This window comes from Phosphitispora sp. TUW77 (assembly GCF_048453025.1).
Lineage (GTDB): Bacteria > Bacillota > Thermincolia > Thermincolales > UBA2595 > Phosphitispora.
The window spans coordinates 2,085,604-2,109,726 of record NZ_CP156677.1 but is presented as its reverse complement, the minus strand read 5'-3'; the positions used below and the strand labels follow the sequence as shown (position 1 = coordinate 2,109,726).

Sequence of the window (24,123 nt, the reverse complement as noted above, 5' to 3'; positions counted from 1 at the left end):
CATGTCAAGACCTTCGTGGCATCAATATTTTATGGATATTGCCGAACTGGTGGCTACCAGGTCAACGTGTCTCAGGCGAAAAGTAGGTGCTGTTGCGGTGAAAAACAGGAAGATTGTTTGTACCGGTTATAATGGCGCCCCATCAGGTGTAACGCACTGTGACAAAAGAGGCTGTATTAGGGAGGAAATGAAAATACCTTCCGGTGAAAGGCATGAATTATGCTGGGCGGTACATGCCGAGGCTAATGTGGTGGCCCAGGCGGCTATGCATGGTGACAGCCTTGAAGGGGCAACCGTGTATGTTACGATTCAGCCGTGCATATCATGCATAAAGCTGCTGATTAGCGCTGGGGTAGATAAAGTGATTTATAAGGGTGAGTATCCCGACGAACTGGCACAAAAGGTTGCTGATGAAGCACTAATCGACCTGGTTAGGTATAAGGAATAATTTATGAAGATAAGAGTTGCAGGCATAATTGAGGAATCGGTTGTAGATGGGCCCGGGATCAGGATTGTAGTTTTTGCCCAGGGATGTCCAAGGTTCTGTAAGGGGTGTCACAACCCGGCAGCCCTTGATCCGGCAGGCGGATATGATATGGAAGAAAACGAGATCCTCAATCTTATAGAAAAAACAAAATTAGCAAAAGGGGTTACTTTTTCAGGTGGGGAGCCTTTTATGCAGGCCACTGCTTTTGTCCGGTTAGGGAAAAAGGTTCGGCAAAAGGGCCTTGATATAATGACATATACCGGATATACATGGGAGGAATTGTTTAAAATAAGCGAAGATGCTCCCGCAGTAAGGGAACTTATTGAAATTTCAGATTATCTGGTGGACGGGCCTTACATGGAGGCCAAGAAGGACTTAACCTTGCCATTTAGGGGTTCTGCAAACCAAAGGATAATTGATGTCCGGAAATCACTGCAAACCGCAGAAGTTGTTATTGCTGTTTTTGAATAGATTATCACATAATGTTTCAAAATGCCCTTGTTTCTTACTAGGGAAGCAGGGCATTTTTTTTTCTTAATAGTTGCATTTAACATAAACTTAACATTGAATAAAAAGGAATATGAAAAAAACAGTCGAAAAAGATAAATTTGGGTTCCAACATTTTCAACTCGGAATAGTACATTGGTTGAGAGTGGTTTTGAGTTATCAATGTAGTTCTTTCCATGAAATAACTAAAAAGGAGACAAGAACGATGTTTAGAAGATTCAAACAGACTGATGACAGGTTCTTTGAACTCTTCGAGGAAGCAGCTAATATTCTGCTTCAGGGTGCAGTGTTGCTCCAGGATATGATGGCCAAATATGAAACGATGGAAGAAAGGCTTAATGAACTGATAGTTCTGGAGCAAAAAGGGGACAAGGTTACCGATGAGATTGTGGATAAGCTTAATGAGACTTTCATGACTCCCTTTGATAGGGAAGATATCTACAACATGGCCAAGGAACTTGATGAGGTCCTCGATTCGGTGTGCAGCACTGTAGAAAAAATGGTAATATACGAATCAGGGAGACCTGATAGGAAATTCAGGGATTTGGTTAATATTTTTGTCCGGGCTACCGAAAAGGTTGTGGAAGCCGTTTCATACTTGAAGAAAATGAAGACAAATACAGTACAGATTATGGAAATTTGTTATGAGATTCAAAAATATGAATCTGAGGGTGACCGGATATACCGTTATGGGGTTGCCGATTTGTTTAAGAACTCCGAGAATGCCATTTATGTAATGAAGTGGAAAGAGGTTTATGAACAGTTGGAAACAGCTTTGGACAGATGTGAAAAAATTGGTAAATTAATTCGTGGAGTTGTGATTAAATATGTCTGATTTGCTGGTTATAGCAATTGTCATCATGTTGGCTCTAGCCTTTGATTTTATTAACGGATTTCATGACACGGCCAATGCTATTGCAACTTCCGTTTCTACCAAGGTACTCAGTCCAAGTAAGGCTATAATTATGGCTGCAGTCCTTAACTTTTTTGGCGCACTGGTCAGCACAGAGGTAGCTCATACAATCGGAAGCGGCATTGTAAGTCCTCAATTAATTAATAATAAGGTTTTAATAGCCGGATTGGCAGGAGCGATAATATGGAACTTGTTGACATGGTATTATGCCCTGCCCAGCAGTTCTTCTCATGCTTTAATTGGAGGGGTAGCCGGAGCCGTTGTTGCCAGCCAGGGATTTGCTGTACTTAATTATAAAGGGCTGGTGGAAAAAATATTTATACCTCTTATCGCCTCACCAATTGTTGGCTTTTTTATTGCTTTTATTGTGATGCGCTTAATTTATTTCCTGATGTGTAACGTCGCACCGGGTACTGTAAACAGATATTTTTCTAAGCTGCAAATAGCATCAGCTGCTTTTATGGCGTTCAGCCATGGCTCTAATGATGCCCAGAAATCCATGGGTATAATTACTGCAGCACTGCTATCAGCCGGGATTATTAAAGAGTTTCGTGTAGAATTATGGGTTGTCATAGCCTGTGCCACTGCAATGGCTCTGGGTACATCTGTTGGCGGTTGGCGAATCATAAAAACCATGGGTTCTAGGATTATCAAGCTTGAACCGGTTCATGGATTTGCTGCTGAAGCATCAGCGGCTTTGGTTATTATAGGAGCTTCTTTGTTTGGTAAGCCTGTTAGTACGACTCATGTTATCTCTTCATCTATAATGGGAGTGGGGGCTACTAAGCGCATGTCCGCAGTTCGCTGGAATGTGGCCCGAAGTATTGTAAATGCTTGGTTTATGACGGCTCCGTTATCCGCCTTGGTTGCTGGAATTTTATTTTTTCTAATTGATATATTTTGATATCTTTGAATAAGTATTAGAAAAAATTGGCACAAAAATAAACTGCTGGGATACTTACCCACAGATTAAATAACTCCGATATTCTATAGTATGGTGTTTGCCGGTAAAGTTGGATGATTTTTCCCCCTTATTCCTAATAGTAATATCCTTTATACTTAAGGTGATGAACTTGTCCGTATAAAGGAAGGGGGAATAGAGTGAAAAAAACTGTTTTAAGAAAAACGATTATCATGGTTGTTACCATGCTTTTGATTCTTGTAACAGCTGATTTTGCGGGCGCATCTTATTCATATACGGTACAGAACGGTGATTCCCTGTACCTTATTGCCAAGAAATACGGAACTACAGTTCTGACTCTTAAATCAGCAAATCGATTGACAAGTAACATTATTTATCCGGGCCAGAGTCTTGTTGTTTCCGGGGACGTTTCATCAAGTTATAATTCAAGGTATACTGTTACCGGAGGGGACACCCTTTACTTGATTTCTAAACGTTTCGGTATTTCTGTTGATGAAATAATTAGTGCCAACAGTCTGACTACAACTATTATTTATCCAGGACAGGTTCTAAACATTCCGGGAATATCATCACGGGCGGCTCCAACAGTGTCCAGAAGTCATTCCAGAACTGACCTTGACCTGCTTGCCAGAGCGGTATATGCAGAGGCTAGGGGGGAGACCTATGAGGGTCAGGTTGCTGTTGCGGCGGTTATTCTGAACAGGGTGAAACACTCTGGTTTCCCCAATACCATACCTGAAGTTATCTACCAGCCCGGTGCGTTTACTGCAGTGGATGACGGGCAGATTTACCTGGCTGCTGATGAAACAGCATATACGGCTGTGCAGGATGCCGTTAATGGCTGGGACCCCTCTTATGGGGCGCTCTATTACTGGAACCCGGCTACTGCTCAGAATAAATGGGTATGGTCCCGGACAATTATCAGACAAATTGGAAACCACATTTTTGCAAAATAGTATGTTTCAAAACCGGTAATAAGTTTACGCTTCCAGCGGAACCGTTACCGGTTTTATTTTTAATACTTATCTGCAGGAACATTATTAACAGTGAATAGAGGAATAAATTATGGTATAAAGAATACCTTATGTTTAGTACTTAAACAGGGAGGACTTATTTTTGGGAAATGGGTTTGTTCAAAAGGACCATGGGAATATAGTAATGTTTGAGAGCCCTTCTTTTAACAAGACTGGCTTAGTGAGACATGGATTTAGTGCTCGAATCGGTGGAGCGGGCAAAAAACCGTATGATGCTTTAAACCTTGCCTTTCATGTGGGAGATGACCCGGAGACTGTTATCCATAACCGGCAGGCAGCATGCCGTATTCTAGAGGCAGATTTAAGTCATATGGTTACCGCACAGCAGGTTCATGGGTCTAATATTCGGGTGGTAGGCTGGGAGCATGCCGGGGCAGGATCACTTTCTTATGATACCGCATTGCCGGAAACTGATGGGTTAGTTACTAACGTGCCCGGACTGCTTCTGGCTACTTTTTATGCTGACTGTGTACCACTATTTGTACTTGATCCTATTAAAAAGATTATTGCTTCTATACATGCCGGATGGAAGGGTACCGTTTCCGGTATTGGCGCAGAAGCTCTGAGGAAAATGTCAGATGTCTTTGGAAGCAATCCCGGGGATTGTCTGGCATGGATCGGGCCATCAATTGGCCGGTGTTGCTATGAAGTGGAGGAAATGGTTTTAGATAAATTAAAGCAGCAATATAGGTGGTGGGGGAATGTGGCAACACCTTCTCCTAATGGGAAGGTCAAACTGGATTTACCCTCGGCCAACAGGAATATATTGGTTGAAGCAGGGATTAAGCTTGATAATGTTGAAATGTGTCACATATGCACCTTATGCAATCAGGATATGCTGTTTTCTTACAGGGGAAGCCAGGGAGTGACCGGGAGAATGGGCGCATTTATAATACTCAGGGCTAATCCGGATTAATAGGAGGAATAATTCTTATGATTAAGTCCAAAATTCTTGTGGTTGATGATGAGCCTCATATTGTTGAACTAATCAGGTTTAACCTTGTAAAAGAGGGATATAATGTCATCAGCGCCCAGGATGGATTGAAAGCATACGAAATGGCTGCCGAGTACAAACCGGACTTGATTATCCTGGATTTAATGCTCCCGGTGATGGATGGTTTTGAAGTTTGCAGACAGATGCAAAAGAATCCGGAGTTATCGGAAATACCAATTATTATGCTAACAGCCAGGAGTGAAGAAATAGATAAGGTCTTAGGCTTGGAGATTGGAGCAGATGATTATATTACCAAACCTTTCAGCCCGCGGGAATTGATTGCAAGGGTAAAGGCGCGCCTCAGGCGCGCGACCGTAAAACAGCAAAATCCTGATAAAAATGGACAGGTTATCCATATTGAAGGCCTCACTATTGACTCAGACCGTTATGAAGCGACAATTAATGGGAGAAGGTTGGACCTGACCCCGAAGGAATTTGAGTTGTTGCGGGTCCTAGTTTTGAACAAGGGCAGGGTACTGTCACGGGTGCTTTTGCTGGAAAACATCTGGAGATATGACTATATAGGAGATACACGGACTGTTGATGTACATATCAGGCATCTTAGGCAAAAACTTGAATCTGACCCGGCAAACCCTGTCTTTATTGAGACAGTCCGGGGGGTAGGGTATAAGTTTAAGGAGAAAAGCTGAAAAATGTTTAAATATATCAAATGGCGGCTGACAGCAGTATTCTTTTGTGTTACAGCACTATTTCTTTTCCTGTTGGGATTCTATTTAATGAATACAATGGAGCAGTACTTATATAACATTACTCAGGAAAAGATGATATCATATGCTAGAGTCCTAGCTGACAACCTTAAAGATGATTTTTCACAAGCACCGGAACCGGGGTATTTTGATGCTTATGCTCATGAAGCACACAAAGACATCAGTGCCAGGGTCACTATTATAGATACAAAAGGACGGGTGTTGGGAGACTCGGCAGCTGATAAGAACTCAATGGACAATCATTACAGCCGCCCTGAGATTCAGCAGGCTTTAAATAAAAAAACAGCAAAAGCTATCAGGTATAGTTTGAGTACCGGTGAACGGATGATGTATTTTGCTGTGCCGATAAATAATGACCATGAAATTTATGGTGTTGTTAGAGTTGCGGTTCCCTGGAGTGAAATTGAAACAGGCCAAAACCATATTAGGTGGAGTATCGGAACTGCTGTTTTAGTGGCCCTTGTATTGAATGTAGTTGTTGTGTCATCATTTACTTCAAATCTGGTTGTCCCACTGCAGGAAATGACTACGGTGGCAAAGGAAATGGCTGAAGGCAAGCTTGATTTATACGTTAATATAAAGACAGAGGATGAAATCGGTGCCCTTGGCAGCGGGCTGAATTATATGGCACAGCGCCTCAGGGATACTATCAGGCAAATTACAGAAGAAAAAAATAAGGTCAGTGCTATTCTAACCAGCATGAATGACGGGGTTATTGCTGTTGACAGGGATGGCCATATTTTGCTGATTAATCCGGCTATTGAACGGATGTTTCAGATAAAATATGAAAACAGTTTAGGGAAAAGTGTTATAGATGTAGTACGTAATTTTGACTTGGAAATGATTTTGCAGAAGGCATTGTTCAGCAGTGAGCCGATTACTCAAGAACTTCAGGTGTTTTTGCCTGACTTTAAAACTTTTAGGGTGAGTACAGCTCCCCTTACCAGTGAAACCGGTGTTGTTGGAGTTGTCGCGGTAATAAGAGATATAACAGCATTACGTGAATTAGAGAAAATGAAAACAGAGTTTGTTGCTAATGTTTCTCATGAACTGCGTACCCCGCTTACTTCTATAAAAGGCTTTGTAGAGACCTTGCTGGACGGGGCGCTGCAGAATCCGGTAATTGCCAGGCGTTTCCTGGAGATTATTAATGATGAGGCTGACAGGCTGAACCGGTTAATCGGTGATTTATTGAACTTATCCAGGATTGAAGGCAAACAAGGCGAAATTCATAAAACGTCGGTTGACCTCCAAAGACTGATTTATAATGTTGTCTCTGTTCTTTCACCACAGATTCATGAAAAAAGGATTGCATTGAATGCAGATATAAAAAAACCACTGCCTATCATAAAGGCTGATAGTGACATGATAGGTCAGCTTATGATGAATCTTGTGGATAATGCTATTAAATACACCCCTAGTGGCGGTACTATTGATATTATCGCAGAATGGGAGAATAATGGCGTTAAGGTAGCAGTTAAAGATACCGGTATTGGAATCTCACGAGACAGTATTCCACGTTTGTTTGAACGTTTTTACCGTGTTGACAAGGCTAGGGCGCGAGAGATGGGTGGGACAGGACTTGGTTTGGCAATAGTCAAGCACATTCTGGAGGTCCATGGCGGGAGCATTGATGTGGAAAGTACAGTTGGTATAGGAAGTACTTTCACATTTTTCCTGCCGAGCAGTGATGAAAGCATGGGTTTTAACACAAACTTAACAAATTAATAACACCTACCTAAACTTATTATGATATAGTAAATCCGGTTATTATTACTTGTGCAGATTTGGATGGGAGGAAGCTTTTGGTATGCCTTCAAAAATCACCGTAAGAAATCTGGAGCTTTATTATGGTGAATTCCATGCCTTGAAGAAAATCAACATGGACATTCAGAGAAACAAGGTTACAGCTTTAATAGGCCCCTCGGGATGTGGGAAATCCAGTTTTCTGCGCACATTAAATCGGATGAATGACCTTATTGACAATGTCCGTATCGAGGGAGAGGTTAAATTAGATGGGGCTGACATTTTAGGCTCCGAAATAGATGTTGTTAATTTGCGTAAAAAGATTGGTATGGTTTTTCAGAGGCCAAACCCCTTTCCCATGTCGATATATGATAATGTTGCCTATGGACCAAGGGTTCATGGCCTGACAAACAAAAATAGACTTGATAAAATAGTGGTAAAAAGTCTTAAGGATGCTGCTTTGTGGGATGAGGTCAGTGACAGACTGAAAAAACCCGCTCTGGGACTGTCGGGCGGCCAACAACAGAGACTTTGTATTGCCCGTTTGTTAGCAGTTGAACCTGAAGTCCTGCTTATGGACGAGCCGTCGTCAGCCCTTGACCCCATTTCCACACTAAAGATAGAAGAATTAATGGCTGAACTCAAGGAGAAATATACTATTATTATAGTTACTCACAATATGCAGCAGGCTGCAAGGGTTTCAGATTATACAGCTTTTTTTCTGAATGGGGAGATGGTTGAATTTGGACTTACCGAAAATATTTTCACAACACCTGTAGATAAGAGGACAGAGGATTATATTACCGGCCGGTTTGGATAAGCTGTAATTTGAAAACTGCTGGAATTGTTATAAAATGTTTATAACAAATCAACCGGAAGGAGGAGTACTTTATGAGTTCTCCACGCCAATCATTTGACCAGGCTCTTAAAGAATTACAGCAGGAAATTTTACGCATGGGTAGTCTAGTAGAACAAGGGATCCATAATGCTGTTCATTCCCTGGCAGCACAGGATGTTAACTTAGCCGACAGTGTTATTGAGGGAGATAGACTAATTGACCGGATGGAACTTGAAATTGAAAATACATGTCTTAAACTAATTGCTACACAGCAGCCAATGGCAAAGGACCTGCGTAAAATCAGTACCGGTTTTAAAATAATAACAGACCTTGAACGAATGGGAGACCTTGCCAAAGATATTGCCAAAGTCACCAAACGTCTTGCCGGAGGGTTCCTGATTAAGCCACTAGTCGATATACCTAGAATGGCAGCCCTGACCCAGCACATGGTTAAGGATGGATTGGATGCTTATGTCAAAGGTGATGTGGAACTAGCTCTGACACTTAAAGACAAGGATGATGAAGTAGACCATATATATTCTGAGGTTTTCAGGGAATTGCTGCAAAATATGCTTGGAAATCCCGTGATTGTTACCCAGGCAACTTATCTTCTTTTTGTAAGCAGGTATATTGAGAGAATTGCAGACCATGCCACAAATATTGCGGAACGGGTAATATACTTGGAAACCGGAGAACGTCCTGATTTGAATGATTAAATAAAAAGAGTGGCAGACACGCCACTCTTTTTATTTATAGTAAAACCATATTAATGCAAATTTTTTGCGGCAGCAGGAGATATTGTGCCAAATGTAGAATATATTACCTGTTACAGGCTTGAACCGGGGAAGGGCGATAAATATGCAGACATCGAAGAATGAGGCGGAAGTAAGGGTTCGAGTCCGCAGAAATCCGCGTAGAGCACTGAGCAAGTTGGTACTGATATTTATATCAATATATTTCATTTTATTGACATATAATTTTGTTCATGCCCTTGTAGTAACCCGCCTTGCCAGAGTTGAGACAATTAGCAGGGGTGTGGTTCAGTCCACTGTTCCCGTACAGGGAATTCTTGTCCGGGACGAAATACTGGTAACTGCGCCGCAGACAGGCCTGTTAAAGGTAATTGCACCCGAAGGGGAGCGTGTCCGGGTTGGCCAGGTTATCGCCCAGGTAGTGGCTGTATCACTGGACAGTCATACCGGGGAAAAGTCTTTTAATATTACGTCACCCAGGGCAGGTATAGTCAGTTATCATCTGGATGGACTTGAAGAAGTATATTCTTGGAAGAACATTAATGAATTAGATTTGGAAAAAGTTCAAACAATACCGGCAGAAGTCAACCACGTTTTGCCTGGAAGTCAGGTGGAGGAAGGGAAGCCGGTATTTAAGATAGTAAACAACCTGGAACCTGTATTTATTATTGCAGATACTTCTGTTAAATTAAAATCAAAGGATATGGAAAAGGGCAGTATTGTTTTGCTTCTTTTTGGATCTGATGAAAATAATGTTTCTCGTGCAGTGTTATCTGAAAAGATTTTTGGTGCCAGTCCTGACAGGATGCTATTAAGTTTAAGCAATTATACCAACAGCCTGTTAACTCCCAGGACAATTGAGTTTCAAGTAATAACTGAGAGGTATGACGGATTTTATATTCCTGTTGGTGCGATTGTCCGCAAAGAAGGAAAGGATGGAATTTTTACAGTTTATAAAGAGAGGGTAAGGTGGAAGGATATTGAAATCAAGGCCAGGGTCGGTGACAAAGCAATCATTAACGATGTCACAGCTGATCTGAAAGTAGTTAGTAATCCACAGTATGTTAAAGAGGGTTTCCCGATAAAGCTGCCCTAGATGCCGGCATATTGTATTTTTCGGGGGAGTTGTACAAGGTGGTGTGCTTGTTGGATGAGTGATCTAACCTTAAATATAAATGAGATTATGGCCGATATCAAACGGGTTGCAGTTAGTTCAGGCCGGGATCCAGCGGAAATAAGGATAGTGGCTGTAACCAAAACAGTACCGGTAGAAAATATTAGATTAGCCGTATCTGCAGGGTTAAATATTTTAGGAGAAAACAGGGTTCAAGAGCTTACCGCAAAGTACCCGCTGGTAGATGGGGCAGAATGGCATCTTATTGGACATCTGCAGCGAAATAAGGTAAAATACATTGTTGATAAGGTTTCTATGATTCATTCTCTTGACAGTACAGCACTGGCAGAAGAAATTGATATGAAGATGAATGTACTGGGAAGGAAAATGAATGTGCTGGTTCAGGTTAACATTGCTGAGGACCCCAATAAATATGGTATCAAAGTTAATGAAGTTATGGATTTTGTTGAAACTGCAGCGAGACTGCCGGGAATCAGGATTCAAGGGCTGATGACCATAGGACCGTACGTTTCCGAACCTGAAGAAATCAGGCCGGTATTCCGTGAATTGAAGAAACTCGCAGAAAATGTTAGAAAAATGGACTTTCCCGGTGTGGAGATGAGGCATCTTTCTATGGGAATGTCCAATGATTATATAATTGCCATTGAGGAAGGAGCAACCCTTATCCGGATTGGCAGCTCAATTTTTGGTGCAAGATAGTAAGAAGGCGGTTATCAAAAAGAAAAGGGGGATATTGGAGTGAGCAGGATAATGGATAAAGTTCTCGGGTTTATGGGCTTTGAAGAAGAAGAAGTGGAAATTCTTGAAGATGAGGAGACTATGATTGCCGAGGATGAGTTATCAGGTAAGAGAAAGAAAAACAGCAATATTTTTAGCCTCCATACTCAGAAGAATATCAGGGTAGTTGTTTGTGAACCCAAAGTCTTTGAAGACTGCCAGAACATTGCTGACAATCTGAAGACCAGAAGACCTGTTATAGTGAACCTGGAGGAAGCTGATAAAGAATTGGCTAAGAGGGTTGTTGATTTTATCAGTGGCACTACATATGCCCTAAATGGAAGCACCCAGAAAGTTGGAAATGGAATATTCCTGTTTGTTCCTAGCAATATGGACATTGCCAGTGAAATAAAGAACGCAGAAAAGGACAAAGACAAAGAAAAGGGCCTGTTTACCTGGGTTCGCTAACGGGAGGCCGTAATTATGTCGTTTAAAAAGAATATCGGTTTTATTGGAGCAGGAGCAATGGCTGAGGCCCTTATCAAAAGCCTTTTGGGAAGGAATTTTGTTGATTCATCAAATATATGGGCGAGTGACGTGAATTGCGAACGGGGCCGGTATTTAATGGATATGTATGGAATAAACTATGTACAAGATAACAAGGAATTGGTGGACAAGGCAGAATTAGTGATTCATGCCGTAAAACCATTTGTTCTGGGACATGTTTTAGATGGGATTGCATCTGATGTACCTGCAGGACAAATACATATCTCTTTGGGAGCCGGGATATCCCTTGAATTTATCGAGGCACGCTTGCCAGCCGGGATTCCTGTTGTCAGGGTTATGCCTAACACGCCATGTCTGATAGGTGAAGGCGCATCTGCATATACCCTTGGATCTTCTGTGAACACAGAGCAGGAGGAAATCGTAAAAAACATATTGGAATGTACCGGACTAGCTGTCCGGGTGCCGGAAAACCTGATGAATGCCGTTACCGGACTTAGTGGGAGCGGACCGGCATATGTTTTTCTTGTTATTGAAGCCCTTATTGATGGCGCTGTAAGAGCGGGTCTGTCACGGAATGTGGCTTCAGCTCTGACTGTACAGACTTTGATTGGAGCTGCTAAGCTGGTCAGGGATACCGGTAAACACCCTGTTGAGCTCAAGGACATGGTAACTACGCCTGGCGGGACTACTATTGCCGGGCTTCATATCCTGGAAAAGGCAGGGGTCAGGGCTGCCCTGATGGATGCTGTTATGGCTGCGGCTGCAAGAGCCGGAGAATTAGGTAAAGATTAATAAACCGGTCCGGACCGGGTAAGCTGGGAGGTTCTTTTTTTTGATATGGTTGGTTGTTGATGTAATGTTTGATGTTATTAGGTGGTTGATTATTGCGCGGATAATTTTATCTTTTCTGCCGATGTTCATTAGAATAGACCCTTATCATCCGCTAATTCGGTTTGTTGTGGAAATAACCGAGCCCCTTATGGCTCCTTTCCGCAAACTGATTCCACCTGTCGGAGGACTTGATTTATCACCTATTGTGCTGTTCCTGGTCCTGCAATTTTTGCATACTTTGGTAAAACAGCTTCTTTTTATGATTCTTTATTAAAAAATAATCCGGAGAATTGAGATTGAACAGGAAAAATTTGCTTGAGAGGGCGGAAAACCCTGAGGATAAAATTACTGTTGCACGATCTTTGGATAAGATGCATTCTGTAATGAAGTTTGCCGGCGTCGAGGTCACAGATTTTTATGACCCGCACCGGCAAAAACTGCTTTCAGGTTTTGGCCTCAGAGCCGGGAATGTCAGATTCCGGAACCTTTCTCATCGGGATTTTCTGGGAGCGATTCTCTCACTTGGTATAAAAAGGGAAAAAATGGGGATATAATAGTATATGGGGGCGGTTGTCAGGTCATCGTTGATATTGATATGCTTGAATATATTGCTGGTAACCTTACAAAAGTCAACCATCTGGGGGTTGAGGTTAAAACTATTCCTCTGGAACAGTTAATTACGGTAAGAGGAAGCGGCAGGATGATATTAGACCGGATTAAGGGTGAGACTAAGAAGGGCAGAATCGCCTTGATTATAAAGAAGTATGTATAAGGAAGTTTTTTGGCAGATTTTAAGATATTACAGAGGATTTTATTTCTTAAAAGTAGAAGTATCTCTTATAACCTTGCATAAAAGGTAATTTGGAGGTGCTTGATTTGACATTAACCCCTTTGGATATCCATAACAAACAGTTCCGTAAGGCTTTTCGCGGATATGATGAGGAAGAGGTTGACGAATTTTTCGACCGGGTTGTCAAAGAATATGAGACCTTGTTTAAGGAAAATGCCAGGTTAAAAGAGGCGTTGGAAGCAAAGGATTCAGATATTGGCACATATCGGGAACTGGAACAAACCCTGCAGAAAACCTTGGTTATTGCCCAGCAGACTGCGGATGAGATGAAACATGGAGCACACAGGGAAGCTGATGCTGTTATTCAGGAAGCGCGTCTCAAGGCGGAACAGATTATTGCAGCTGCCGAGGAAAAAGTTAAGAATATCATCAAAGAGTATGAGAATATCAAGAAAGAAACACAGGTATTCAGGGTCAATTTCCGTGCTTTTCTTAGGAGTCACATGGAACTGATAGGAGAAGAGGAAGATGTGAGGTTTGATCATACAGTTTTTAATGAAGCAGCCGTGGGGGAGCAGCATGAATCGGAACAGATAAAGAGGCTGGTTTTAAAATAGGTAATCTGCCTAACCGGGAGGCACTATCTTGGATATTCAGGAACATTTGGATGGGACTGCAGTTAAGGTCAAAATACAACCAAGGGCTTCCAGAAACCGCATTGCCGGCGAGCTGGGAGGTATTCTGAAATTGACCCTTACAGCGCCTCCGGTGGATGGGGCTGCAAATGCTGCGTGTATTGATTTTTTTTCATCTTTGCTTAAAATCCCTAAAAAACAAGTAGAAATATTATCAGGTCATACCGGGAGGACCAAGCTGATTAAGTTTTATGGGGTGACCAAGGATCAACTGATGCGTGTTTTAAACACTTGAGATAAAGTGTTCTGCTGTTATTATCGGAATATTGACTAAGCCGCATGTATTGGATATAATTAAATAATAATTGTTGCAGTAATAATATTAATGACTATGAAGGAGCCAGTAAGCATTGGGGGAAGGGCCAGCGAGTTCGGGAAGGTGTGAGCCGGATACTATACCAGTGCCGAAAATCACTCCGGAGTTGTACGGCAGAAAGTTAAGTAAGCTGTACCGGTGCAGCCGTTATCCTGCGCCTAAATAAGTGCCGGACTGGCAACATAGCATTTTCAGTGCCAGTATTACGGAATTTAGGGTGGTACCGCGGGAAAAACTCTCCCGTCCCTATGGGACGGGTTTTTTTATGGCTAATAGCTGTTAATAGAGGAGGAAAAATAAAAATGGATTATAGTAAGACTCTTAATCTGCCGCAGACTGATTTTCCTATGAGAGGGAACCTTCCGGAGCGGGAGCCGGAGATACTTGATTTTTGGGAAAGACAAGATATTTATAGAAGGGTCCAGGAAAAAAATGCGAGCAAGCCCAAATTTATTTTGCATGACGGGCCTCCATATGCTAATGGGAATATTCATCTTGGACACACCTTGAACAAGGTATTAAAAGATATTATTGTTAAGTATAAATCCATGAACGGGTTTGATGCTCCATATGTACCAGGATGGGATACCCATGGGCTTCCCATTGAGCAGCAGGCAATCAAGGCCCTTGGGATCAACCGGCATGAGGCAGGCCTGGTAGAATTCAGGAACAAATGTAAGGAATATGCCTTGAAATATGTTGACATTCAGAGGGAGCAGTTTAAGCGTCTGGGTGTCAGGGGTGACTGGAACAATCCTTACCTTACCCTGCAGCCTCATTTTGAGGCCAAGCAGATTGAAGTGTTTGGTGAAATGGCCAAACGCGGATATATATATAAGGGGCTGAAGCCTGTATATTGGTGTGCATCCTGTGAAACGGCGCTGGCTGAAGCTGAGGTCGAATATGGTGACAAGAAGTCGGCTTCGATTTATGTCAAGTTTTTGGTGCAGGATGGTAAGGATATATTGCCTGAAGATAATACATTTGTGGTTATATGGACAACAACACCGTGGACACTGCCGGCTAATGTCGCTATTTGCCTGCATCCAGATTTTGATTATGTGTTGATGGAAACAGGCAACAACGGAGAAAAACTCCTGGTGGCTGAAGGGTTATTAGAACAGTTTGCGGCTGATGTAGGGATAGAAGATTATACGGTGCAGCAGAATTTTAAAGGCACTGAACTTGAAGGTATAAGCTGCCGACACCCTTTTATGGAACGGGAATCAGTGTTGATTTTTGGTGACCATGTTACCCTGGAACAGGGAACAGGCTGTGTTCATACGGCTCCGGGACACGGTGTGGAGGACTTTGAGGTGGGGAAAAAATATAGTCTTCCAGTCATTTCCCCACTTGATAATAGGGGTATATTTACTTCTGAAGGAGGTTTTGTCGAAGGCAAAACTACCGATGAAGCCAATAAAAATATTGTTGCCAGGCTGGAGGAAACCGGGGCCCTGATGAACATGTCATGGATTAAACACCAGTACCCGCACTGCTGGCGTTGTAAGAACCCTATTCTTTTTAGGGCTACTGAACAGTGGTTCGCTTCAATTGACGGTTTTCGCAAACAGGCTCTTAAAGAAATTGACCGGGTCAGTTGGGTCCCTGCGTGGGGCCATGACCGTATCTACAATATGATTGCAGACCGCGGCGACTGGTGTATTTCCAGGCAGAGGACGTGGGGAGTGCCTATTCCCATCTTCTATTGTGAGAATTGCGGTAAAGAGGTTATCAATGATAAGACGGTTGAACATATCAAGGAATTAGTTAAGGAAAACGGTTCTGATGTCTGGTTTGCCAGAGAAGCAAAAGACCTTATGCCTCCTGGAGTAACATGTCCTGCTTGCGGCAATGGCACGTTCCGCAAGGAAACGGATATTATGGATGTATGGTTTGATTCAGGTTCCAGCCACTGGGCAGTACTCACTCAATCACAGTACTGGCCGGACCTGGCTTGGCCTGCTGACCTTTATTTGGAAGGCAGTGACCAGCACCGGGGATGGTTTAATTCATCACTTTGCACGGCAGTTGCCACTACCGGAAAAGCACCTTATGAGACTGTTTTGACCCATGGCTTCCTTGTTGATGAACAGGGGCGGAAAATGTCCAAATCAATGGGCAATGTGACTGATCCCCTTAAAGTAATTCAACAAATGGGGGCTGATATTCTCAGGCTGTGGGTATCCTCGGCTGATTACAAGTCAGATGTCGCTGTATCCGGTGGAATCCTGAAACAGATGTCAGAGGCATACCGTAAAATCAGAAATACAGCAAGATACTTACTCGGTAACCTTTATGATTTTGACCCCGAGTGTGACAGGGTTGCTTATGCTGAATTAACAGAGCTTGACAAATGGGCCCTGCTAAAACTTCACAAGCTCAGCAGGCGGATTTTGAATGCATATGATAATTATGAATTCCATGTAATTTATCATGCGGTTCACAATTTCTGTGCTGTTGATATGAGTGCGTTTTATCTGGATATAGCCAAAGACAGGGTATATACTTCTGTGCCGGATTCTTTAGAGCGCCGCGCCGCCCAGACTGTAATGTATGAGATTATAACTTCACTGGTTAAGTTAATGGCACCTGTTCTGGCATTTACGTCTGAAGAGATTTGGCGGTATATTCCGAGGTCTGCCGGTGATCCCGGAAGTGTCCAATTGGCAGATATGCCTCAAGTTAAAGAGGAATATATTGATGAGGAGCTTGAGGCCAAGTGGGAAAAAATTATCAAGGCACGAAATGAAATTACCAAAGCCCTCGAACAGGCCCGCCGCGATAAGGTTATCGGGCATTCCTTGGATGCTGCGGTTACAGTATATGCTGATGAGGAGCTTTATAGTTTCCTTGAACCTGTAGCAGAACAGCTGGCATCCATACTGATAGTTTCAGCAGCAGAACTGAAAAAAGACGCTGATGCTCCCGGAGGAGTAATTGTATCTGAGGAGATGCCTGGGCTAAAAATTAAAGTTGACCAGGCAGCGGGGGGCAAGTGTGAACGCTGCTGGACCTATAAGGAAGAGGTCGGTAAAGACCCGGTGTATATCACTTTATGTGGGAAATGCTTAGATGTTGTAAGACAGCTGTAAGTTTGCTCCAGCTTGTCTCTACCAATGAAAACAACAATTTTGATACAATGAAAATCCCTTGATACAAGGGATTTTCATTATCTTAAAGATTACGATATAACCTCAAAACAGTGGGCAGTCTTAAATCGTTTATGGGTACAAGATGGTATTTCCCCTAAAGAGTTAGCTGAACTGACTTCCAAGGATCGGCCCACGACAGTAAGAATACTATCTAAATTAGAAAATAAGGAATCCTTATGCCCCTAGGATTTGAAGCTTTTAATAAGGCAACAAAGGGTATTCAGATTTATAAAAACTTAGAAATTTAAAGGCTTTTCATTTACCCCCTCTTTTAAGACGCGCTTCCGAGTATTCTTCAAGATTGTTAAGTTTCCTTTGTTTCATTTTCCGGGTCATATATCCCCCAATCTGTCCTGATTCGGCAGAGCTTAACCCTGCCCAGCCAATCTCTTTGACTTTATCCCAAAGGCCAAGTTCTTTAGCGGTTTCGATTTTAAACTTGTCTACAGGGGTTAGTGGTTTCTTTTTCTTCTTTATTTTTTTCTTATTTGTTTTTTTAGTTTGATTAACTGCCAAAGCAAACGCCTCCTGTGGAAAGTATGGTCAAATATTTGGTTTTCCATAACTTTTCCTGACAATTTTTTTATTGTATGATATTGTATATAGAAATAGGGAGATGGATTTATCAGCAGGAAGAGGTACGTATATGGGATTGAGTGAAAAGGAAAAGAATAGGTATCACAGGCAGCTTATTATTAAGGAAATAGGTGAAGCAGGACAGCTTATGTTAAAGGCGGGCAAAGTGTTGGTGGCAGGAACCGGGGGACTGGGGTCACCGGTGCTTTTTTACCTTACTGCAGCAGGTATCGGGACCATAGGGTTCATTGACTGTGACTCAGTTGATTTGAGCAACCTGCAGCGGCAAATTTTGCATGGAACTGATGACCTGGAGAAGCCTAAAGTTATTTCGGCATTTAAAAAGTTGTCTGCCCTGAACCCTGTAATAAAGCTGGTGCCTATCAATAAAAGGGTAGACAGGGATAATGCAGCCGACCTTATATCAGGGTATGATGTAGTTGTGGATTGTACAGATAATTTTTCAACCAGATACATTCTCAATGAGGCTTGCATAAAGTCTGGAAAGCCGTTTGTTTATGGGGGTATACTTGACCTTATCGGACAGGTTATGACTATTGTTCCAGGGAAGGGCCCCTGTTTCCAATGCGTTTTCCGCGAGCCGCCTTCTTCTGTAACATTGCCAAATAAGTCTGGAGTACTTGGCGTTGTAGCAGGAACAATTGGAAGTATTCAGGCTGCAGAAGCTATCAAGCTGCTAATAGGCAAGGGAAAATTGTTAACAGGCAGGCTTCTGATGTATAATGCTCTGGAAGCGACCTTCAGGGAAGTTGAAGTTAAACCTGACCCCGATTGTCCGGTTTGCGGGAAAAATTGATTAGTCCCGGCGGTTAATAAAAAACGCCGGGACTCTGCTGTTTAGATGCAGATTATTTTATAACTACCGGTTTTCAACATCATCAGGATTATCATTGGTAACTATAGTCATACCGTTCCCTGTTTGTTCTGTTATCCGGTCATCTGGATTATCTAACACCGTTAGGCTGTTGTCTGTATCTTCCCCCTTGTGAAAAACTCTTTTGTGCTGCGTCTTAGGAAATTTTTTATCATTGTCTGCCTTCATTAGAATCCTCCTGTTACTTTTTTTATGAAACCAATATCTTCCCGATGATGGTTACATAATCACCATCTTCTATTACAGCCGCATTTGCTTCATCGGTATCTACATGCATCTCAGTTACAGAATTCTCGTCTGTTCTTATTAGAACATCAGTGAAAATTATGTCCCTTTTGCCGTCAACCAGAACTTGTACCCGATCACCGTTTTTCAGGTGCAGCTTTGAGGCATCATTATTATTCATGTGAATATGGGTTGCCGCCAAAATCACACCTTCTTTAAGGGTAACCGCTCCATGAGGCCCCACAAGGACTATACCCGGTGTTCCTTCGATATTGCCTGAATCCCTGACCGGTGGTTCAATGCCCAGGTGATAGCCGTCCGTTCCGGAAACTTCAACCTGGGTTTTATCTCTTACCGGGCCAAGGATTCGAACCCCTTCTATGACTCCTTTAGGCCCAACAACTGTGAGAGTTTCCTTGGCAGCATACTGTCCCGGCTGGCCTAGGTTACGGTACTTGGTCAGTTTGCAGCCGGGACCGTAGAGAAGAATAAGGTCTTTTTGAGAAACATGAATATGTCTTCCGGAAATTCTTGCTTTTATCTGATTGTCATCAGAAGATTCAAGGGGTTCAACATGGGGTTTGGCATCCTCAAGGGAAACAGCAGGTTTATCAAGAATAAAAAAATCCATTGTCATTTTCAAAAAATAAGCACCCTCCTTCCCATGTCCGTTTTTTCTGGTTCTATTTTACCCAATCCCCGAATATATATTTAGTTTAGTCAAACTGGCTTTTAGGTGAGTCACCTGTTATAATGGTATTATTATATTTATATGATTTTCTTAAACAAGGAGTTGAGACAGGTGTTTGAATATAAATCATCCGGCAGTGAAGGGTCAAGTAACAGGGTTATTATTACAGTTTTGGGAAAGGATAAAGTTGGGATTATAGCCGGGGTATCTGTGGTATTGGCTGAAAACAATGTCAACATTCTTGATATCAGCCAGACGATACTTCAGGATATGTTTACAATGGTCATGGTTTGTGATATTACATACTGTAAAGTAGAATTCGGGGCGTTAAAAGACAGGCTGGAGGGAAAAGGCCGGGAAATTGGCGTTCAAATACAGGTACAGCATGAAGATGTATTTAAGTTTATGCACAGGATTTAAGACGCAAGGCGGGAGGGAATAGTTTTGCTTAGTTATCAGGAGATATTAGAAACTATCCGCATGGTACAGCAAGAGCATCTTGATATCAGAACAATTACCATGGGTATAAGTTTAAGGGACTGTGCCGACAGTGATCATAAAATTGTGGGGCGCAAGATATATGATAAAATTACCAGGCTGGCCGGAAATCTGGTGACCACAGGTGAGGAGATTGAACGTGAATACGGTATCCCTATTGTGAATAAACGGATATCAGTTACTCCTATATCGATTGTTGCCGAGAGTTGTACCACAGAAGATTATGTTTATTTTGCCAGAGTGCTTGAAAAGGCTTCAGCCGAGGTTGGAGTTAACTTTATTGGAGGATTCTCAGCACTGGTACACAAGGGCTGCACATCTGGTGACAATAAACTTATCAGGGCTATTCCTGAAGCTTTGGCGACTACTGAGAGAGTTTGTTCTTCTGTCAATGTAGCTACAACCAAGGCAGGTATTAATATGGATGTTGTTTTTGGAATGGGCAGGGTGATTAAAAAAGCGGCAGAGCTGACTGCTGATAAAGATGGCCTGGCTTGTGCCAAGCTGGTTGTCTTTGCAAATGTGCCTGAAGATAATCCCTTTATGGCTGGCGCTTTTCACGGCATAGGGGAACCTGAATGTGTTATTAATGTCGGGGTCAGCGGACCTGGTGTAGTCAAACAAAGTGTGGAAAAGCTGCAGGGGGCTGATTTTGGAACTTTGGCAGAAATGATAAAAAGGACTGCCTTTAAGATTACCAGGATGGGTGAGCTTGTCGGCCGGGCTGCTTCTGAAAAACTGGGAGTAACCTTCGGTATTGTTGACCTATCTCTGGCGCCTACACCGGCAGTTGGGGACAGTGTTGCGGAAATACTCGAAGCTATGGGGCTGGAACGCTGTGGGACCCATGGAACTACCGCTGCTCTGGCTTTGTTAAATGATGCTGTGAAGAAGGGCGGGGCTATGGCTTCATCTTATGTTGGCGGTTTGAGCGGGGCTTTCATACCTGTAAGTGAGGATGCCGGGATGATTAGGGCCGTTGAGGATCAAGCCCTTAGCCTGGATAAGCTTGAGGCAATGACTTGTGTATGTTCTGTTGGACTTGATATGATCGCCGTTCCGGGAGATACCAGCGCTGAAACCATTGCGGCCATTATTGCAGATGAGGCGGCTATAGGTGTTGTCAATCAAAAGACAACTGCAGTTAGGATTATTCCGGCTCCTGGCAAGGGAGTAGGAGATTATGTTGAATATGGCGGTCTTCTTGGGCGGGCGCCAATTATGCCTGTCAACAAATACAGCTCTGTTCTGTTTGTTAAAAGAGGAGGACGCATTCCGGCGCCGATACAAAGCCTGCGGAACTAAAGGAAAGTATAATTTTATTAAATCTGCAAAAAAGGCTTAGCTTCGCCTTAGAGTATTTGGTGTTTAGCGAAGCTAAGCCTTTTTAATATAATTTATTTTTTAATATAACTTATAATAATTGTTTCCACCAGACTGCTTATTCTTCTCCGTTTTCTTCAAAATCGCCATCGATACAGTCACTGTCTGCGCCCTGTGGCCCCAATCGTTGGAAAGAAACTGCTACCTGGCTGTCACCGTTTTCTGCTGCAGGGGCATTCAGGAATGTATCTTCAGTAAAGCGTAATGTAGGGTTAAGAGCAGGGTTTATTACAGATAAACGAAAACACAGGGTATCCTGAGAATGAAGTCTGTGGTCCGGCGGGTTGGGATTTTCGTCTACCAGGTACTGGAACAATCCGCAGCCGCCGCTGTTATGGTCAAAACCACCAGGGGGGGGGGCCGAACTGTCAAAAAAGCTCCAGTCACCGGCAACGGGCAAACCACCTGCCGGAGTATATGTCACATTCGAGATTGCCAGTTGTGTTTGTGTGGAGTCAAAAGTTGCCAGGTTAAATAGAACCTGGTCAATTAAAGGGTCCGGATTAGCCGCACTGGTAGGGGTTGTATTAGTGACGCAAAAATCGGAAAATGTTCCGTCATCTGCGATATCTATATCTATTTCCACTGACAATAACAATCCTGTTGCGGGTCCGAGCTCTGTTATTGTTACATTGATATCTGACAATTAATCTCACTCCTTTATATAGGTCAGTTTATTCATTATATGCAATTAAATTTTAATTGGACTTATAAACTTAAAAAAGTTATGCAGTCTGCACTCTAACTTTGACAGAGGATGGATTTATATAACCGGGATAATTCACTGCCTGCCCTCTGCCAGTTAAAATAGGACTCTACTGCCTGCCGGCCGTTAATACCGAGGTTTTGAGCAAGCCGGGTGCTTTTAAGCAAATCTAGAATCGGTTCAACAAAAGATGCCGGTTTTTTTTCATTTGGCACAAGAAACCCGGTTTCCCCGTTTTTCACTATTTCAGGAATTCCTCCCCGGGAAGATGCAACCACAGGCACACCTGAAGCCATAGCTTCAACATTTACCAGTCCAAAAGGTTCATCCCATTGAGAAGGACAGACAAAGACATCTGCTGCAGCAAAACAAATGGGCAGTTCGGCCTGACTGACATAATTGGTGAAGCGTATGTTCCCTGAAATAGAACCTGCCAATTGACGCAGTTCCTTTATATAAGGCGATTCTCGTTTGTTTGCAAACCAGCTGCCGCCCACAATTACAAGAAAGCATTGGGGGTATTTCTTTAATATGTATTCCATGGAGCGGACGAGGACATCAGGTCCCTTTTTAGGAATTAATCGACCGGCAAACAGTATCACTTTATAGTCTTTCGGGATCTTTAAAATGTTCTTTAGATTTTGTGTTTTTTTTATGATATCGGGTTCCCAGCGAGGCCTAAACTGAATAGGGTCGGTTCCCAGATGAATAGAGCTGATCTTGTTTGCAGCTGCAGGATACATTTGTTTCAGTTGGTTTTTCATAAAAATGCTGTAAACAAGGATTTTTTCACATTGCTGAAAAATTTTCAGTACTCCTCCCGGCCTGATTAGCTGCGAATTTATATGAACTAAGGAATGAAGGCTGCATATCACCTTGCTGTCAGGATTGGCGGCCTTGGTTTTTGGAATGAAAAGCGGCCGGTTTTCTACCTGGATAATATGATATTTTTCTGCAGTTACCTTGCTGCGAATTTGCCGGAAATATTCCGGGCCTGCAGGGAACCTGTGGTAGCGAATCCTGCCGAGGTTTTCTTCTTGTAGTTGTGAGCGGTATCCCCGGCTAAATATGTCAATATTAACATTAGTAGATGTGTTTTCGGCTATTTTTTGTATCACTGTTTCTACTGACCCACCTAAAACCGGAGGGATTGGTAGAAGGCCGGGGGATATTATAGCAATTGACAAAATGCTCTCTCCTTTCAGAATCATATATTATAAGGATATTGAAAAACCGGATTTATGTTACCTGAGTAATGGATAAAACGGATGGTTAGGTGTCCAACATTTACTAGCCAGGCAATTCGCAATATTTGAAGGAATCCTTAAGGACATGTCGAAAAGCAATGTATGGTTTGGACGAAATTTTTGAGGACTTAAGGGAGGAAAATATGAAGAAACTGAAGATTCTGGTTGCTGACAGTCATGAAGTTTTCCGGATGGGTATTAGTTTCATTCTTAAAAATACGGTAGATTTTGAAGTTGTCGGCGAAGCGGCGACATGTACGGATGTGATGAAAAAGGTCCACCAGTATAATCCTGATATTTTGATAATTGATTTTCATCTTAATGATGGTTGTGCGATTGAAGTTTGTAAAAAAGTTAATATAAGATATCCCGAAACAAAGACAATTATGTTAATTTCACTTTCTGATGAGAACAGCATTTTTGAAGCAATTTCAGCAGGTGCAATTGGTTTGCTGCCAAAACAAATGAAAGGTGAAGAACTTACCAGGGCAGTTAGAATGGTTCATGAAGGGAAGTCTATATTGGACCCCTCAATTACTTCGAAAGTGATAGATAGGGTGAAGAACAATTTTTCTTCTTCTGAGAAAAACGAAGTAATATTAAATCCGCAGGAAAGACGAATTTTAGCTTTGATTGCTGAAGGTAAAACCAATAAGGAAATTGCTCAGATATTGATGTTAAGTAACAATACCATTAAAAATTATGTCAGCGGCATTCTTAGCAAGCTTAATTTTAGCAATAGGGCGGAAGCTGCTGCTTATGCAGTCAAGAATAACCTGACTAAACCATATCCCAATATTGTTTGCCGAAGCAGAGGCGGTCAATATTAAAAATC

Annotated in this window: 28 protein-coding genes, 1 pseudogene and 1 other annotated feature; of the genes and pseudogenes, 24 read left to right on the top strand and 5 right to left on the bottom strand. The window is 42.4% G+C overall.

Annotation, left to right across the window (positions count from 1 at the left end):
- The first annotated feature begins 1 nt into the window (after position 1).
- The 20 genes and pseudogenes from ABFY19_RS10205 to ABFY19_RS10110 all read left to right on the top strand — a co-directional run bounded on the left by ABFY19_RS10205 (position 2) and on the right by ABFY19_RS10110 (position 17,253).
- Complete coding sequence (locus ABFY19_RS10205; RefSeq protein ID WP_418790549.1) at positions 2-448, top strand: deoxycytidylate deaminase; 447 nt, start codon at positions 2-4, stop codon at positions 446-448.
- Positions 449-451: 3 nt separating this feature from the next.
- The gene (gene nrdG, locus ABFY19_RS10200; protein WP_418790548.1) at positions 452-958 is read left to right on the top strand and encodes an anaerobic ribonucleoside-triphosphate reductase activating protein; all 507 of its coding nucleotides are present in this window, start codon (positions 452-454) and stop codon (positions 956-958) included.
- Positions 959-1,199: 241 nt separating this feature from the next.
- Positions 1,200-1,829 carry a DUF47 domain-containing protein gene (locus ABFY19_RS10195; RefSeq protein ID WP_418790547.1) on the top strand — a complete coding sequence of 210 codons (630 nt, stop codon included), beginning with the start codon at positions 1,200-1,202 and terminating at the stop codon, positions 1,827-1,829.
- Complete coding sequence (locus tag ABFY19_RS10190; protein WP_418790546.1) at positions 1,822-2,811, top strand: inorganic phosphate transporter; 990 nt, start codon at positions 1,822-1,824, stop codon at positions 2,809-2,811. Before ABFY19_RS10195 ends, ABFY19_RS10190 begins: the two co-directional genes overlap by 8 nt.
- Before the next feature lie 197 nt (positions 2,812-3,008).
- Positions 3,009-3,785 (top strand): cell wall hydrolase, encoded by a 777-nt coding sequence (locus tag ABFY19_RS10185; protein ID WP_418790545.1) that lies wholly within the window; start codon positions 3,009-3,011, stop codon positions 3,783-3,785.
- Positions 3,786-3,945: 160 nt separating this feature from the next.
- On the top strand, positions 3,946-4,779 hold the full coding sequence (pgeF, locus tag ABFY19_RS10180) for a peptidoglycan editing factor PgeF (protein WP_418790544.1): 834 nt from the start codon (positions 3,946-3,948) through the stop codon (positions 4,777-4,779).
- Positions 4,780-4,796: 17 nt separating this feature from the next.
- Positions 4,797-5,507 (top strand): response regulator, encoded by a 711-nt coding sequence (locus ABFY19_RS10175; protein WP_418790543.1) that lies wholly within the window; start codon positions 4,797-4,799, stop codon positions 5,505-5,507.
- 3 nt (positions 5,508-5,510) lie between these two features.
- Positions 5,511-7,313: a two-component system histidine kinase PnpS gene (gene pnpS, locus ABFY19_RS10170; protein ID WP_418790542.1), complete on the top strand. Its 1,803-nt coding sequence runs from the start codon at positions 5,511-5,513 to the stop codon at positions 7,311-7,313.
- Positions 7,314-7,395: 82 nt separating this feature from the next.
- On the top strand, positions 7,396-8,151 hold the full coding sequence (pstB, locus tag ABFY19_RS10165; protein WP_418790541.1) for a phosphate ABC transporter ATP-binding protein PstB: 756 nt from the start codon (positions 7,396-7,398) through the stop codon (positions 8,149-8,151).
- 71 nt (positions 8,152-8,222) lie between these two features.
- Positions 8,223-8,885, top strand: coding sequence for a phosphate signaling complex protein PhoU (gene phoU / locus ABFY19_RS10160; RefSeq protein WP_418790540.1), 663 nt, complete (start codon positions 8,223-8,225; stop codon positions 8,883-8,885).
- Between the two features lie 142 nt (positions 8,886-9,027).
- Positions 9,028-10,017, top strand: coding sequence for an HlyD family efflux transporter periplasmic adaptor subunit (locus ABFY19_RS10155; RefSeq protein ID WP_418790539.1), 990 nt, complete (start codon positions 9,028-9,030; stop codon positions 10,015-10,017).
- 54 nt (positions 10,018-10,071) lie between these two features.
- A complete protein-coding gene (locus ABFY19_RS10150) occupies positions 10,072-10,755 on the top strand; it encodes a YggS family pyridoxal phosphate-dependent enzyme (RefSeq protein ID WP_418790538.1) in 684 nt (227 codons plus the stop codon).
- Between the two features lie 39 nt (positions 10,756-10,794).
- A complete protein-coding gene (locus ABFY19_RS10145; protein WP_418790537.1) occupies positions 10,795-11,241 on the top strand; it encodes a cell division protein SepF in 447 nt (148 codons plus the stop codon).
- A 15-nt stretch (positions 11,242-11,256) separates the two neighbouring features.
- Entirely contained in the window at positions 11,257-12,072 is an 816-nt protein-coding gene (gene proC, locus ABFY19_RS10140; RefSeq protein WP_418790536.1) for a pyrroline-5-carboxylate reductase, read from the top strand.
- Positions 12,073-12,112: 40 nt separating this feature from the next.
- Positions 12,113-12,385, top strand: a complete 273-nt coding sequence (locus tag ABFY19_RS10135; RefSeq protein ID WP_418790535.1) for a YggT family protein — start codon at positions 12,113-12,115, stop codon at positions 12,383-12,385.
- 97 nt (positions 12,386-12,482) lie between these two features.
- A pseudogene (locus ABFY19_RS10130) lies at positions 12,483-12,883 on the top strand (YlmH/Sll1252 family protein).
- 104 nt (positions 12,884-12,987) lie between these two features.
- A complete protein-coding gene (locus tag ABFY19_RS10125; protein ID WP_418790534.1) occupies positions 12,988-13,518 on the top strand; it encodes a DivIVA domain-containing protein in 531 nt (176 codons plus the stop codon).
- A 28-nt stretch (positions 13,519-13,546) separates the two neighbouring features.
- Positions 13,547-13,831, top strand: coding sequence for a DUF167 domain-containing protein (locus tag ABFY19_RS10120; RefSeq protein WP_418790533.1), 285 nt, complete (start codon positions 13,547-13,549; stop codon positions 13,829-13,831).
- Between the two features lie 87 nt (positions 13,832-13,918).
- Positions 13,919-14,163 (top strand) — a binding site (T-box leader).
- A gap of 51 nt (positions 14,164-14,214) precedes the next feature.
- Positions 14,215-17,007, top strand: a complete 2,793-nt coding sequence (gene ileS, locus ABFY19_RS10115; RefSeq protein WP_418790532.1) for an isoleucine--tRNA ligase — start codon at positions 14,215-14,217, stop codon at positions 17,005-17,007.
- Positions 17,008-17,103: 96 nt separating this feature from the next.
- Complete coding sequence (locus tag ABFY19_RS10110) at positions 17,104-17,253, top strand: MarR family transcriptional regulator (protein WP_418792586.1); 150 nt, start codon at positions 17,104-17,106, stop codon at positions 17,251-17,253.
- 69 nt (positions 17,254-17,322) lie between these two features.
- Here the strand turns inward: ABFY19_RS10110 and ABFY19_RS10105 are convergent, their stop codons facing one another.
- Positions 17,323-17,583 carry a small, acid-soluble spore protein, alpha/beta type gene (locus ABFY19_RS10105; RefSeq protein WP_418790531.1) on the bottom strand — a complete coding sequence of 87 codons (261 nt, stop codon included), beginning with the start codon at positions 17,581-17,583 and terminating at the stop codon, positions 17,323-17,325.
- A gap of 130 nt (positions 17,584-17,713) precedes the next feature.
- Between ABFY19_RS10105 and ABFY19_RS10100 the strand changes: the two genes are divergently transcribed.
- Positions 17,714-18,460 carry a HesA/MoeB/ThiF family protein gene (locus ABFY19_RS10100; RefSeq protein WP_418790530.1) on the top strand — a complete coding sequence of 249 codons (747 nt, stop codon included), beginning with the start codon at positions 17,714-17,716 and terminating at the stop codon, positions 18,458-18,460.
- Between the two features lie 63 nt (positions 18,461-18,523).
- Here ABFY19_RS10100 and ABFY19_RS10095 read toward each other — a convergent pair whose 3' ends face one another.
- Both ABFY19_RS10095 and pduL read right to left on the bottom strand, forming a co-directional pair.
- A complete protein-coding gene (locus ABFY19_RS10095; RefSeq protein WP_418790529.1) occupies positions 18,524-18,706 on the bottom strand; it encodes a hypothetical protein in 183 nt (60 codons plus the stop codon).
- Between the two features lie 22 nt (positions 18,707-18,728).
- The gene (gene pduL / locus ABFY19_RS10090; protein WP_418792585.1) at positions 18,729-19,400 is read right to left on the bottom strand and encodes a phosphate propanoyltransferase; all 672 of its coding nucleotides are present in this window, start codon (positions 19,398-19,400) and stop codon (positions 18,729-18,731) included.
- A gap of 165 nt (positions 19,401-19,565) precedes the next feature.
- On the opposite strand from pduL, the gene ABFY19_RS10085 reads away from it, so the two are divergent.
- A complete protein-coding gene (locus tag ABFY19_RS10085) occupies positions 19,566-19,874 on the top strand; it encodes an ACT domain-containing protein (protein WP_418790528.1) in 309 nt (102 codons plus the stop codon).
- A gap of 24 nt (positions 19,875-19,898) precedes the next feature.
- Positions 19,899-21,257 carry a PFL family protein gene (locus tag ABFY19_RS10080; RefSeq protein ID WP_418790527.1) on the top strand — a complete coding sequence of 453 codons (1,359 nt, stop codon included), beginning with the start codon at positions 19,899-19,901 and terminating at the stop codon, positions 21,255-21,257.
- A gap of 136 nt (positions 21,258-21,393) precedes the next feature.
- On the opposite strand, the gene ABFY19_RS10075 is transcribed toward ABFY19_RS10080, so the two are convergent.
- On the bottom strand, positions 21,394-21,981 hold the full coding sequence (locus tag ABFY19_RS10075) for a hypothetical protein (protein WP_418790526.1): 588 nt from the start codon (positions 21,979-21,981) through the stop codon (positions 21,394-21,396).
- A gap of 95 nt (positions 21,982-22,076) precedes the next feature.
- Positions 22,077-23,159 (bottom strand): glycosyltransferase family 4 protein, encoded by a 1,083-nt coding sequence (locus ABFY19_RS10070; protein WP_418790525.1) that lies wholly within the window; start codon positions 23,157-23,159, stop codon positions 22,077-22,079.
- A 272-nt stretch (positions 23,160-23,431) separates the two neighbouring features.
- Between ABFY19_RS10070 and ABFY19_RS10065 the strand changes: the two genes are divergently transcribed.
- Entirely contained in the window at positions 23,432-24,118 is a 687-nt protein-coding gene (locus ABFY19_RS10065; RefSeq protein WP_418790524.1) for a LuxR C-terminal-related transcriptional regulator, read from the top strand.
- The last annotated feature ends 5 nt before the right edge of the window (positions 24,119-24,123 follow it).